9 protein-coding genes are annotated in these 13,497 nt (G+C 65.9%); 7 read left to right on the top strand and 2 right to left on the bottom strand.

Annotated features, from left to right (window positions below; translation table 11 throughout):
- Window positions 1–30: 30 nt before the first annotated feature.
- Complete coding sequence (locus C6570_RS18085; protein ID WP_164675452.1) at window positions 31–207, bottom strand: hypothetical protein; 177 nt, start codon at window positions 205–207, stop codon at window positions 31–33.
- Here C6570_RS18085 and mltA point away from each other — a divergent pair.
- Together mltA and C6570_RS01515 are read left to right on the top strand one after the other, a co-directional pair.
- Entirely contained in the window at window positions 140–1,360 is a 1,221-nt protein-coding gene (gene mltA / locus C6570_RS01520) for a murein transglycosylase A (protein ID WP_106704456.1), read from the top strand. The two genes, C6570_RS18085 and mltA, sit on opposite strands and share 68 nt — an antisense overlap.
- Window positions 1,361–1,837: 477 nt before the next feature.
- On the top strand, window positions 1,838–3,829 hold the full coding sequence (locus tag C6570_RS01515; protein WP_106701422.1) for a PhoX family protein: 1,992 nt from the start codon (window positions 1,838–1,840) through the stop codon (window positions 3,827–3,829).
- Between the two features lie 105 nt (window positions 3,830–3,934).
- On the opposite strand, the gene C6570_RS01510 is transcribed toward C6570_RS01515, so the two are convergent.
- Window positions 3,935–4,429 (bottom strand): Lrp/AsnC family transcriptional regulator, encoded by a 495-nt coding sequence (locus C6570_RS01510; RefSeq protein ID WP_106701421.1) that lies wholly within the window; start codon window positions 4,427–4,429, stop codon window positions 3,935–3,937.
- A 176-nt stretch (window positions 4,430–4,605) separates the two neighbouring features.
- Between C6570_RS01510 and C6570_RS01505 the strand changes: the two genes are divergently transcribed.
- The 5 genes from C6570_RS01505 to secF all read left to right on the top strand — a co-directional run bounded on the left by C6570_RS01505 (window position 4,606) and on the right by secF (window position 13,467).
- Window positions 4,606–8,208 carry an indolepyruvate ferredoxin oxidoreductase family protein gene (locus C6570_RS01505; RefSeq protein WP_106701418.1) on the top strand — a complete coding sequence of 1,201 codons (3,603 nt, stop codon included), beginning with the start codon at window positions 4,606–4,608 and terminating at the stop codon, window positions 8,206–8,208.
- Window positions 8,209–8,610: 402 nt separating this feature from the next.
- The gene (locus C6570_RS01500) at window positions 8,611–9,882 is read left to right on the top strand and encodes a sugar transporter (RefSeq protein ID WP_106701416.1); all 1,272 of its coding nucleotides are present in this window, start codon (window positions 8,611–8,613) and stop codon (window positions 9,880–9,882) included.
- A 291-nt stretch (window positions 9,883–10,173) separates the two neighbouring features.
- Window positions 10,174–10,506, top strand: coding sequence for a preprotein translocase subunit YajC (gene yajC, locus C6570_RS01495; protein WP_106701414.1), 333 nt, complete (start codon window positions 10,174–10,176; stop codon window positions 10,504–10,506).
- Window positions 10,507–10,593: 87 nt separating this feature from the next.
- Window positions 10,594–12,483 carry a protein translocase subunit SecD gene (gene secD / locus C6570_RS01490; RefSeq protein WP_106701412.1) on the top strand — a complete coding sequence of 630 codons (1,890 nt, stop codon included), beginning with the start codon at window positions 10,594–10,596 and terminating at the stop codon, window positions 12,481–12,483.
- A gap of 33 nt (window positions 12,484–12,516) precedes the next feature.
- On the top strand, window positions 12,517–13,467 hold the full coding sequence (secF, locus tag C6570_RS01485) for a protein translocase subunit SecF (RefSeq protein ID WP_106701410.1): 951 nt from the start codon (window positions 12,517–12,519) through the stop codon (window positions 13,465–13,467).
- Window positions 13,468–13,497 lie beyond the last annotated feature (30 nt).

Genomic DNA, 13,497 nt, shown 5'->3' with positions numbered 1-13,497 from the left:
GGTTAGACAAGCGCCAGAGGCCTGTTTGTCTCATAATCGTTGATCCGGCCCGCTCTCGTCTTCGCGGTGGGGCGCAGGCGCTTTGGCTGGCCCCTCTTCGTGCTGGCCAGGCAGCTCGCCCTGCTTGCGGCCCGAGAACATCGTCCACCACACGATCAGCAAAAGCAGTACCAGCGCGCCGAGCGCTTCCAGCAGAATCAGGATCATGAGAAGAGCTCTTCGCTTATTTTGCGCAGCGGCCATTGTAGGAATGCTGGCCAGCTGCGCCGTCAAGCAGCCCGCCCCGCCGCCGCCCACCACCTACCCCACCGAATCCGCGCCGCCCACGGGCGACGTGGCCGACAGCGCGCCGCTGGGCCCCGCCCTGCAACGCCCGCGCAGCCGCTGGGTGCCCGTGCGCTGGTCCGAGCTGCCCGGTTTCGAGCAGGACGCCATGCACGAAGCCTGGAACGCCTGGGTGAAAAACTGCGAGCGCCCCGGTGCCACGTTTGCGCGCCTGTGCAGCGAGGTGCGCCGCCTGACGCTGGCCACGCCGCAAGAGCAGCGCAACTGGATGCGCGCCCGCCTGCAACCCTACCGGGTAGAGCCGCTGGGTGCGCCGTCGGAAGGGCTGCTGACCAGCTATTTCGAGCCTTTCTACGAAGCCTCGCGCCTGCCGCGCCCCGGCTTTGGCGCGCCGCTGTACCGCCCGCCGCCCACGCTGGGCCAGCGCAAGCCCTGGTACACGCGGCAAGAGATGGAGATGCTGCCCGAGGCGCGCGCGCAACTGGCGGGCCAGGAAATCGCCTACCTGGCCGACCCGGTGGACGCGCTCATCCTGCAAATCCAAGGCTCTGGCCGCGTGCGCGTGACCGAGCCCGACGGCAGCCAGCGCCTGGTGCGCCTGGCCTTTGCCGCCACCAACGACCAGCCCTACCGCAGCCCCGGCAAGTGGCTGATCGACCAGGGCCTGCTGCGCGGCGACGTGACCTGGCCGGGCATTCGCAACACACTGGCGGCCAACCCGGGGCGCTTGAGCGAGTTCCTCTGGAGCAACCCGCGCATGGTCTTCTTCCGCGAAGAGCCGCTGTCTGCGCTGGATGCGCAGTTTGGCCCCCGCGGCGCGCAGGGCGTGCCGCTCACGCCCGGCCGTTCCATCGCCGTGGACCCGCAAAGCATTCCCTACGGCACGCCGGTGTGGATGGCCTCGCAAGGCCCGGTGGCCAACCTGCAGCGCCTGGTGATCGCGCAAGACACCGGCACCGCCATCGTGGGCGCGGTGCGGGCCGACTACTTCGCCGGGTGGGGCGCCGAGGCGGGCGACTTCGCTGGCCGCATGAAGCAGCCACTGCGCCTGTGGGTGCTGTGGCCCAAACCCTGAGCGCCGCCGCGCTGGGCGCGTGCCCGCTGCCTGATCCGCCACGGCGCGTGACGCCCGGCGGCTAAGGCCACCCGCCAAGCCGTGCACCAGCGGGCGCGGCGCGGTGCAACGCCCAGGCCAGCGCAAGCGGGTGCAACGCCCGCGGCCCAACCCAGGCGCATGGCTTGACTCCAGTTCTTGATTAAAAACCGCTCTAGCGCTGGTGCGTAGAGCGCTGGCAGCTATCAATTGCATAGTAATCCCGGTGGCTGACGGCCCGATGGACAAGCGCTGAATCGAACCGGCCGCCGCAGGTTTTCACGCCTGGCTTCAGGCGCGGCCGCACGGCTGTCGCACCGATGCCACCCGTGTGTCACACCCCTGACACAGTACTTTTTGACACTCCGCTGGCTGGGCCCGCCACGCGGCGCCCTGATCGGGTTGCCGTCGGCTCAGCCGCGCGCCCTTGTGCATCGATCTGTCAAAAAAGTACCCACCATGAGCCAATCTCCCGTCGCCTCTCGTCGCCGCGTGCTGTCTTTGTTTGCCGGCGCGCCCATGCTGCCCCTGGCTTCGTCCCTGTCGTACGCCGGTCTGTTGTCTGCCTGCGGTGGCGACGACACGCCCGCCGCCGCCTTCAAGAGCGTTACCTTCAGCGCCACGCCCGCGCCTACGCTGGCCAACCCCGCCGCGATGGCCACCACCTACACCACGTCGGTGATGAGCGTGAACTTCGACGATGGCACCAAGAAAGACTACAAGCTGGCCTACCAGCCGTTCTTCATCACGGGCGACCTGGTGACCTCCACTTCCGGCGGCAGCATCCTGGCGGGCGGCTACGTGGACATCAACAACCAGCCCATCATCGACCGCACCGTGTCGGCCAGCCCGCGCCAGTTCTTCTCGGACAGCCCGGACGGCACTTCGCTGCTGAAGATCGACGGCGCCAAGGTGCCCGGCGTGAAGGGCAACACCGTGTTTGCCGTGGTGCAGTTTGAATACACCACCTGGGCGAAGGACGGCAAGACCGACATGTACGGCAAGCTGCCGTCGCCCATCGCCGTGCTGACGCTGGACCAGGACCCGGACACCGGGCGCCTCGCCCTCGTCAAGTACCACAACGTGGACACTTCCAGCGTGAACGGCCTGTGGATCACCTGCGGCGCCAGCCTGTCGCCGTGGAACACGCACCTGTCGTCGGAAGAGTACGAGCCGGATGCGTTTGCTGAGCGTTCCAAGAACAACATGAACGACTTCAGCACCAACCTGTACGGCGACGCCACCAAGGCCAATCCCTACAACTACGGCCACCTGCCTGAAGTGACGGTGAACGCCGACGGCACCGGCTCGATCAAGAAGCACTACTGCCTGGGCCGCATCTCGCACGAGCTGGTGCAGGTCATGCCCGACAACCGCACCGTGTTCATGGGCGACGACGCCACGAACAGCGGCTACTTCGTCTTCGTGGCCGACAAGGAAAAAGATCTGTCCTCCGGCACGCTGTACGTGGCCAAGGTGGGCGGCACCACCGACTTCACGAAGGTGGGCAGCCCCGCTGCGCCGCTCAGCTGGATCAAGCTGGGCAGCGCCACCAGCGCGGAAATCCGCGCCCTGGTGGATGGGGGCATCCGCCCAGCTGACATCATGACGGTGGCCAGCAAAGACCCGCAGGACGCCACGTACAAGCGCATCGTTGCCAACGGCAAGGTGGAGTGGATCAAGCTCAAGGACGACACCGCCCAGACGCGCAAGGCCGCCGCCTTCCTGGAGACGCACCGCTACGCCGCCTACATGGGTGCCAGCATGGGCTTCACCAAGATGGAAGGCACCACGGTCAACATCAAGGACAAGAAGGCCTACTCTGCGTTGCAGAACATCCAGGCTTCGATGGTGGCGGGCAACGCCGTGAACGTGCCGGACAACGGCATCTCGGTGCCCAAGCAGCTGGTGGCCGGCGGCGTGATGCAGCTTAGCCTGCGCGGCGGCCAGAAGGATCTGGACGGCAACGACATCAAGAGCGACTGGATGCCTGCGGACAGCACGCCGCTGCTGGTGGGTGAAGACCTGCTGGACACGGATGGCAAGACGCTCAAGCCCGACGCGCTGGGCAACACCGCCAACCCCGAAAAGATCGCCAACCCGGACAACCTGAAGTTCTCCGAAACGCTGCGCACGCTGTTCATCGGCGAAGACAGCAGCCAGCACGTGACCAACATGCTGTGGGCCTACAACGTCGACACGAAAGCCCTGACGCGCCTGATGACGCTGCCCGCCGGCGCCGAATCCACCGGCCTGCACGCCGTGACAGATCTGAATGGCTGGACGTACATCATGAGCAACTTCCAGCACGCTGGCGACTACACCAAGACCATCAGCGCAGACGTGAAGTCGGCGGTGGACGGCTTGATCAGCGCCAGCTACCACGGCAAATTCGGTGCGGCGGTGGGCTACCTCACCGGCAGCCCCAAAGCGGTGAAGCTGGTCGGCTGAGCTTCAGCAACCCGGCCACCGGCGCACGCCGATGGCCTTGGCTTCAACGGCGCCTGCGGGCGCCGTTGGTGTTTGCTGCGGGCGTGGTGGCAGGCGCCGTGGTCTTCAGCGGGGCGGGCGCTTCTTTTGCTGCAGGTGCGCCAGCGGCAGCGCGCCGGTGGCCTTGATCTGGCCGAGTGAAAAGCTGGTGTGCATGTCCTTCACGTTGGGCAGGTGCATGATCACGTCGCGCGCAAAGCGGCTGAAGGTTTCCAGGTTGGTGCTGACCACCTGCAGCTCGAAAGTGCCCGACCCGCTGATGTAGTGGCAGCTGATGATCTCTGGCTGGGCGCGGATGGTTTCCTCCAGCTGGCGCATGGCGCTGCTGCTGATCTGCGCGGTGTCCAGCCGAACGAATGCGAGCACGCCCAGGCCGAGCTTGTTGCGGTCGATCTCGGCGCGGTAGCCCAGGATGAAGCCCGCCTCTTCCAGCGCACGCACGCGGCGCCAACACGGCGCGGCAGACAGGCCCACCCGCTGCGCAAGTTCTGCGTTGGTCAGGCGCCCATCGGCTTGCAGCTGCTCCAGGATGGCAATGTCGTAGGCATCAAGTGTTTCCATGGCGGCTTGATTTTAGAAAGAATCTTGCTTTGAAGTGGCGATTTGGAGCATGCAAGGAAAACACCTATCGTAGGTTGCGGCATACACTTTGCTTGTAGAACAAAGGCCGCCCGCCCATCGGGTGCGGTTGCCGCCCCAAGTCGGCTCCGGCCGCCGCCCACCAGGAGACAGACACGATGAACGCCCCTTTGCCCGAGCACATTCGCCAAGCGCTCGAAACCGTCACCCTCGACGACAAATACAGCCTGGACTACGGCCGCGCGTTCATGAGCGGCATTCAGGCGCTGGTCAAGCTGCCCATGCTGCAGCGCCAGCGCGATGCGTTGGTGGGCAAGAACACCGCGGGCTTCGTCAGCGGCTACCGTGGCTCGCCGCTGGGGGGCTACGACCAGGCGCTGTGGGCGGCGCGCAAGCACCTTGAAAAGCAGCACATCGTCTTTCAGCCTGGGGTGAACGAAGAACTCGCCGCCACCGCCGTTTGGGGCACGCAGCAACTGGGCTTTGCGCCTGCGGGCACGAACAAGTTCGACGGCGTCTTCGGCATCTGGTACGGCAAGGGCCCGGGCGTGGACCGCTGCTCGGACGTGTTCAAGCACGCCAACATGGCCGGCACCACGCCCTGGGGCGGCGTGATTGCCGTGGCGGGTGACGACCACGTGGCCAAGAGCTCAACCGCTGCGCACCAGAGCGACCACATCTTCAAGGCCTGTGGCCTGCCCGTGTTCTTCCCCTCCAGCGTGCAGGACATCCTGGACCAAGGCATTCACGCCTTCGCCATGAGCCGCTATGCGGGCGTGTGGAGCGGTATGAAGACGATCCAGGAGATCGTTGAGTCCAGCGCCACCGCGATGATCGACCCGGAGCGCGTCAACATCGTCATCCCCACCGATTTCGAAATGCCGGCCGGCGGCCTGCACATCCGCTGGCCCGACGCCGCGCTGCCGCAGGAAGAGCGCCTGTTCAACTACAAGTGGTACGCCGCGCTGGCCTATATCCGCGCCAACCGGCTGAACCACAACGTCATCGAAGGCCCGCACGACCGCTTTGGCATCATCGCCAGCGGCAAGGCCTACAACGACACCCGCCAGGCGCTGCTGGACCTGGGGCTGGACGACATCACCTGCCGCCAGCTGGGCATTCGCCTGCACAAGGTCAACGTGGTGTGGCCGCTGGAAGCGCAGATCACGCGCGACTTTGCTGCCGGGCTGAAGGAAATCCTGGTGGTGGAAGAAAAACGCCAGGTCATTGAATACCAGCTGAAGGAAGAGCTGTACAACTGGCGCCCGGACGTGCGCCCGAACGTGGTCGGCAAGTACCAGGAAGGCGCCGAAGGCGACTTTAGCGGCGGCGAGTGGTCGCAGGACAACCCCACGTCCAACGTGCTGCTGCGCGCCACGGCGGACTTGTCGCCCGCGCTGATCGCCCGCGCCATCGCTGCGCGCCTGAAAAAGCTGGGCATCGACAGCGACATGGCGGCCCGGCTGGACCGCCAGCTGGCCATTCTGGACGGGTCTGAGCGCAACATGAAGGCGCTGGAGCTGGGCGGTACCGGCGCCGACCGCCAGCCGTGGTTCTGCTCGGGCTGCCCGCACAACACCAGCACGCGCGTGCCAGAAGGCTCGCGCGCCATGGCGGGCATCGGCTGCCACTTCATGACGATCTGGATGGACCGCAACACCGTCGGCTTCACCCAGATGGGCGGCGAAGGCGTGCCCTGGGTGGGCCAGCAGCCGTTCAGCAAAGACCAGCACATGTTCGCCAACCTGGGCGACGGTACCTACTACCACAGCGGTTCGCTGGCGGTGCGCCAGTCGGTCACCGCGGGTGTGAACATCACCTACAAGATTCTGTACAACGACGCCGTGGCGATGACCGGCGGCCAGCAGATTGGCGAGCGGCCGGAAGGCCTGTCGGTGATCCAGATCGCGCAGAACATGCGTGCTGAAGGTGCCGCCAAGATCACTATCGTCACCGACGAGCCCGAGAAGTACGACGGCGCTCAGGCCAAGGGCCTGCCCAGCGGCATCGAGATCCACCACCGCGACCGGCTGGACGCGGTGCAGCGCGAATTCCGCGAGATTGCGGGCACCACGGTCATCATCTACGACCAGACCTGCGCCACCGAGAAGCGCCGCCGCCGCAAGCGCGGCAAGATGGTCGACCCGGCCGTGCGCGTGGTCATTAACGACCTGGTGTGCGAAGGCTGTGGCGACTGCAGCGTGCAAAGCAACTGCCTGAGCGTGGAGCCGCTGGAGACCGAATTCGGCCGCAAGCGCGCCATCAACCAGAGCACCTGTAACAAGGACATGTCCTGCCTGAAGGGTTTTTGCCCCAGCTTCGTCACCGTGGAAGGCGGCCAGCTGAAGAAAAAGGACAAGAAACAGGTGGCGTCGCCCTTCGACCTGGGCCCCGTGCCCGATCCGCGCCTGCCCGAGCCTGAGCCGCACGGCGCTTGGGGCGTGATCGTGGCGGGCGTGGGCGGCACGGGCGTGATCACCATCGGCCAGCTGCTGGGCATGGCCGCGCACATGGAAGGCAAGGGCATCGTCACGCAGGACGCGGCGGGCCTGGCCCAAAAAGGCGGCGCGACCTGGAGCCACGTGCTGATCGGCCGCACGCTGGACGACATCCGCACCACCCGCGTGGGCATGGCGGCGGCCGACCTGATCATCGCCTGCGACCCGATCGTCGCCGCCAACAAAGAAACCGTGTACCGCATGCGCGAGGGCCGCACCCACGTGGCCCTGAATTCGCACGCCACGCCCACGGCGGCTTTCGTTCGCAACGGCGGCTGGCAAAACCCCGAGGAACGCTGCGCCGAAGATGTGGCGCGCGCCGTGGGTCCGGGCGGGCTGAGCGCCTTCGACGCCGACGGTGTGGCTGGCAAGCTGATGGGCGACACCTTGTACGTCAACCCCATGATCCTGGGCTACGCCTGGCAAAAGGGCTGGGTGCCGCTGGAGCTGGCTTCGCTGATGCGCGCGATCGAGCTGAACAACGTGCAGGTCGAAAACAACAAGATCGCCTTCCAGTGGGGCCGCCAGGCCGCGCACGACTGGTCGCGGGTTGAAAAGCTGCTGACCGGCGCGGGCGGCGCGCAGGTGATCGAGTTCAAGAAGCGCGAGACGCTGGACAGCCTGGTGGCGCGCCGCGCCGAATTCCTGGTTGGCTACCAGAACGCCGCCTATGCCGACACCTACAAGGCCTACGTGGCCGAGGTGCAGCAGGCCGAAAGCGCGCTGGGCAAGACCACGCTGAGCGAGGCGGTGGCGCGCTACCTGTTCAAGCTGATGGCGTACAAGGACGAGTACGAAGTGGCCCGCCTGCAAAGCGATCCGGCCTTCCTGCAGCGCATCGGCAACATGTTCGAGGGCGACTACACGCTCAACTACCATCTGGCGCCGCCCCTCACCGCCAAGCGCGACGAGCAGGGCCACCTGATCAAGAAGAAGTACGGCCCCAGCATGCTGCGCAACTTCCGCCTGCTGGCCAAGCTGAAAGGCTTGCGCGGTGGCCCGCTGGACTTTTTCGGCAAGACCGAAGAGCGCCAGACCGAGCGCGCGCTGATCCAGCAGTACCGCGCCAGCATCGACGAGGTGCTGGGTGCGCTGAACGCCGACAACCACGCCACGGCGGTGGAAATCGCGCGCATCCCGGATCAGATCAAGGGCTACGGCCACGTGAAAGAGCGCAACCTGCAAGCCGCCCGCACCCGCTGGGCCGAGCTGATGGAGGTTTACCGCCAGCCGGCGGCCACGGCGCCGCGTCAGGTGGCGTGATTTTGTGGATGCTTTAGCCCCCTCGCGCCCGCCAGAAGGGCGCTGGCAGCTATAAAACTTACAGCAAATGCCGAACGGCCTGCGGTGGCAACCCCGCAGGCCGTTTCGCTTAGTGAAGGCGGCTGAGCACCGGGTGGGTGCAGCCGCGCCCTGGCGCATGGCCTTACCCACCCCAGCGCTCTACACGGCGAAAGAGCGAAGCGCGGCCTGCAAAGACCCCATGCCCTTGCGAGGCGCCTTGCGCGCGGCGCGCGCCTGGGCAAGCACCCGTGTAGCATCGCCCATCCATTTGGCGCGGTGCAGCAATTTGCCGCCGCGCCCAGGCTTGCTTTCTGCTTGCCTCTTTTGACGGGTGGCATGCGCTGCCCCTGGTGCACCGCACCATCATCATCGCTGTTCCCTATGACTGCTTCTTCTCCCTCGCCGATCGACGCGAAGTCGGGCCAGGGCGACCACCCCGCCGCGCGCCAGCAGTGGCTGGCCGTGATCGCGCTGGCGTTGGGCGCCTTCGTGTTCAACACCAGCGAATTCGTGCCCGTGGGCCTGCTGAGCGACATCGGCGCCAGCTTTGGCATGCCGACCGAGCACGTCGGCCTGATGCTCACCATCTACGCCTGGACGGTGGCGCTGGGCTCGCTGCCCTTCATGCTGCTGACCAAGGCGGTGGAGCGGCGGCGGCTGCTGCTGGCCGTGTTTGCGCTGTTCATCGTCAGCCATGTGGTGTCGGGCATGGCGTGGAGTTTTGCTTCGCTGATGGTCGGGCGCCTGGGCGTGGCCACGGCGCACGCCGTTTTCTGGTCGATCACAGCGTCGCTGGCGGTGCGCGTGGCGCCAGCGGGGCGCCGTGTGCAGGCGCTCAGTTTGCTGGCCACGGGCACCTCGCTGGCGATGGTGCTGGGCATTCCGCTGGGCCGCGTGGTGGGGCAGGCGCTGGGCTGGCGCACCACTTTCCTGCTGATCGGCGGGGTGGCGCTGGTGGTCATGCTGTGCCTGCGCGCGCTGCTGCCGACGCTGCCAGCAGACAACGTCGGCTCGGCGCGCAGCGTGCCGGTGCTGCTGCGCCGCGGGCCGCTGCTGGCCTTGTTCGCGCTGACGGTGCTGCTGGTCACGGCGCAATTCAGCACCTACAGCTATATCGAGCCCTACGTGCAGGGTGTGGCGCACCAAAGCGAAGGGGTGACCACGCTGGTGCTGCTGCTGTTTGGCGGCATGGGCGTGGTGGGCAGCCTGCTGTTCAGCTGGCTGGGGGCGCGCTTTCCAAGGGGCTTTCTGGTGGCGGCCATTGCGGGCATGGCGCTGTGCCTGCTGGGGCTGCACAGCGCGGCGCCGCACGTGGGGCCGCTGTACGCACTGGCGGCGGTGTGGGGCGTGGCGGCCATGGGCTTTGGCCTGAGCATGCAGGCCAAGGTGCTGCGCCTGGCGCCCGACGCCACCGACGTGGCCATGTCCTTGTACTCGGGCCTGTTCAACGTGGGCATTGGCGGCGGCGCGCTGCTGGGCAGCCAGGTCAGCCTGCGCTGGGGCATGGGGCAAATCGGCTGGGTGGGTGGCGGCCTGGCCATGGTGGCGCTGGCCTGGGCGGCTTTCAGCATGTGGCGCTGGGCGGCGGCTTTCTCGCTGCCCACGGGTGCCGCCGCCATCACGCCGCATACTGGGGTTAAAAAATCCCTCTAGCGCAAGCTGGTCAAGCGCTGGTAGCTATCAATTGTGTAGTGCTTGAGGGGCTCGGCTGGTCGGCCCGGCCGGCGCGATGGGGCATCGCAAGCCCGCCTTTGCGCGCGGTGCCAACGCGGCGCCACGGGCTGGTGGCCAGCGCGTGGGAACGCCGCGGGTGCCTGTTACAAGGGCGCTGCCACACCTGCCGCATACAATATCCGGTTCTCTCGCGCCAGGCCCTGGCAGGATGTCCTGCACGCCTTCTGGTCGGCGCGGTTCCCTATTGCACTGAATTTCAGGAGCCCGGCCGTGTTCATCTCCAGCGCTTTCGCCCAGACCGCCCCTGCCGCTGCCGCAGGCGGCGACATGACTTCCTCGCTCATGAGCATGCTGCCGCTGGTGCTGATGTTCGTGGTGCTGTACTTCATCATGATCCGCCCTCAGATGAAGAAGCAGAAAGAGCACCGCGCCATGATCGACGCCCTGGCCAAGGGCGACGAGGTGGTGACCGCTGGCGGCATGCTGGGCAAGGTCAGCTCGATCTCGGACAGCCACATTGGCGTGCAGATCGCCAACGGCGTGGACGTGCAGATGCAGCGCAGCGCCGTGGTGCAGGTTCTGCCCAAGGGAACCATCAAGTAAGCACCGGATCGCATCCCGCGCGGCGCCTTGCCTGAAGGCGCTCCAGCGGCCAGCTCTCGTCGGCTGAGCGCCTCAAACCTTCGCACCATGAACCGTTACCCTCTCTGGAAGTACGCGATCATCCTCGTCACCTTGTTGGTGGCGGTGATCTATACCTTGCCCAACTTTTATGGCGAGGCGCCTGCCGTGCAGGTGTCGGCCGGCAAGGTGACCGCCAAGGTGGACAACGGCACGCTGGATCGGGTGGAAAGCGCTCTGAAGGCCGCCAACCTGACGCCGAACCAGCTGGCGCTGGAGGGTACGTCGGTGCTGGCACGCTTTGATTCGACCGACGAGCAGATCAAGGCCAAGGACGCCATCGAACACGCCGTCAACCCCGATGCGGCCGACCCGACCTATGTGGTCGCGCTGAACCTGGTGTCGCGCTCGCCCAAGTGGCTGTCGTCCATCAACGCCAAGCCGATGTACCTGGGCTTGGATTTGCGCGGCGGCGTGCACTTCATGCTGCAGGTGGACATGCGCGCGGCGATTTCCAAGCGCCTGGACACCCTGGCCAACGACATCCGCCAGAGCCTGCGCGAGAAAGACGTGCGCCACGGCGGCGTGGTTCGCACGGGCGACAGCATCGAAATTCGCGCCCGCGACGCGGCCACGCTGGAAGCGGCGCGCCGCGTCATCGCGGACCAGATCACCGACCTGCAGGTGGTCGAGCAGCCTGGCGCCGAGCCGCGTCTGGTGGCCAGCTTCAAGCCGCAGGCCCTGCAAAAAGTGCAGACCGACGCGGTCAAGCAGAACATCACCACGCTGCACAACCGCGTCAACGAGTTGGGCGTGGCCGAGCCGGTCATCCAGCAGCAGGGCGTCGACCGTGTGATCGTGCAGCTGCCCGGCGTGCAGGACACCGCCAAGGCCAAGGACATCCTGGGCCGCACCGCCACCCTGGAAATGCGCCTGGTTGACGAAAGCGCAGAAGGCCGTGCGGCCGAGCGCGGCGATGGCCCGGTGCCCTTTGGCGCCGAGAAATTCCTGCTGCGCGACGGCCAGCCGGTGATCGTCAAGCGCGACGTCATCCTGACCGGCGACAGCCTGACCAACGCCCAGCCGGGCTTTGACTCGCAGACCCAGCAACCCAAGGTGGACCTGACGGTGGACGCCAAGGGCGGCGCCGTCATGAAGCGCGTCAGCAGCGAGAACCTGAAAAAGCGGATGGCGATCATCCTGTTCGAGAAGGGCAAGGGCGAAGCGCTGACCGCACCCGTGATTCAGGCCGAGCTGGGCAACCGCTTCCAGATTTCCGGCTCGATGTCGGTCAACGAGGCGAACGACCTGGCGCTGCTGCTGCGCGCCGGCTCGCTGGCCGCGCCGATGGAGATCATCGAAGAGCGCACCATCGGCCCGAGCCTGGGCGCCGAGAACATCCGCAAGGGTTTCCTCAGCGTGATCGGCGGCTTTGCCGTGATCTGCATCTTCATGAGCGTGTACTACGGCTTGTTCGGTATCTTCTCCAGCATTTCGCTGGCGTTCAACCTGTTGCTGCTGATCGCCATCCTGTCAATGATGCAGGCCACCTTGACCCTGCCCGGCATGGCGGCCATGGCGCTGGCCATCGGTATGGCGATCGACGCGAACGTGCTGATCAATGAGCGGGTGCGAGAGGAGTTGCGCAACGGCGTTTCTCCGCAGCAGGCGATTCAGGCCGGCTACAACCACGCTTGGGCCACCATTCTGGATTCCAACGTGACTTCGCTGATCGTCGGTATCGCCTTGCTGGCGTTCGGCTCTGGCCCGGTGCGCGGCTTTGCCGTGGTGCACTGCCTGGGCCTGCTGACGTCGATGTTCTCCGCAGTGTTCTTCTCGCGCGGCATCGTGAACTTCTGGTATGGCCGTCAGAAGAAACTGAAATCGCTCTCGGTGGGCACCGTGTGGCGCCCCGAAGAAGGCTACCGGCGTGGTGGCCCCACCGACGAAGCCGTTTGATTCGCGCCCACAGATTGCAGGAGTAGCTAAGCCATGGAATTTTTCCGCATCCGGCGCGACATCCCGTTCATGAAGCGTGCGTTGCTTCTGAACGCGATCTCGCTCATCACCTTCGTGCTGGCCGTATTCTTTCTGGTCACACGCGGCCTGCACCTTTCGGTGGAATTCACCGGCGGTACGGTCATGGAAGTGGCCTATGAGCAGCCCGCCGAGCTGACCAAGGTGCGCGGCGCGTTGACTGAGCTGGGCTATGTCGATGCCCAGGTTCAGAACTTCGGCACTTCGCGCGACGTGATGATCCGCTTGCCGGTGCGCCAGGGGCAATCGTCGGCGCAAGTGAGCGAGCAGGTGCTGAACGCGCTGCGCAAGGACGACGCCAAGGTGCAGCTGCGCCGCACCGAGTTCGTGGGCCCGCAGGTGGGGCAGGAATTGGCGGCGGACGGCCTGAAGGCATTGGCCTTCGTGATCATCGGCATCCTGATTTACCTGTCGATCCGCTTTGAATGGAAGTACGCCGTGGCCGGCGCCATCGCCAACTTGCACGACGTGGTGATCATTCTGGGCTTCTTTGCCTTCTTCCAGTGGGAGTTTTCGCTGGCGGTGCTGGCCGCCGTGCTGGCGGTGCTGGGGTATTCCGTCAACGAGTCGGTGGTGATCTTTGACCGTATCCGCGAATCCTTCCGCCGTTACCGCAAGATGACGCCCGTGCAGGTGATCGACCACGCCATCACCTCGACCATCAGCCGCACGATCATCACCCACGCGTCCACGCAGGCCATGGTCTTGTCGATGCTGTGGTTTGGCGGCGATACGCTGCACTACTTCGCGATGGCGCTGACCATCGGGATCTGCTTCGGCATCTATTCGTCGGTGTTCGTGGCTGCCGCCATCGCCATGTGGCTGGGCGTCAAGCGCGAGGATCTGGTCAAGCCCAGCCGCAAGGAAGGCGACCCGAACGACCCCAACGTCGGGGCAGTGGTTTAAGTCCGCTTTCACGCGGGTGTTGCTGTCTGT

Source organism: Ottowia oryzae, from assembly GCF_003008535.1.
GTDB classification, from domain to species: Bacteria; Pseudomonadota; Gammaproteobacteria; order Burkholderiales; family Burkholderiaceae_C; genus Ottowia; species Ottowia oryzae.
Note: the sequence above shows the minus strand (reverse complement) of the source record. Positions and strands in the feature narration are given on the sequence as shown.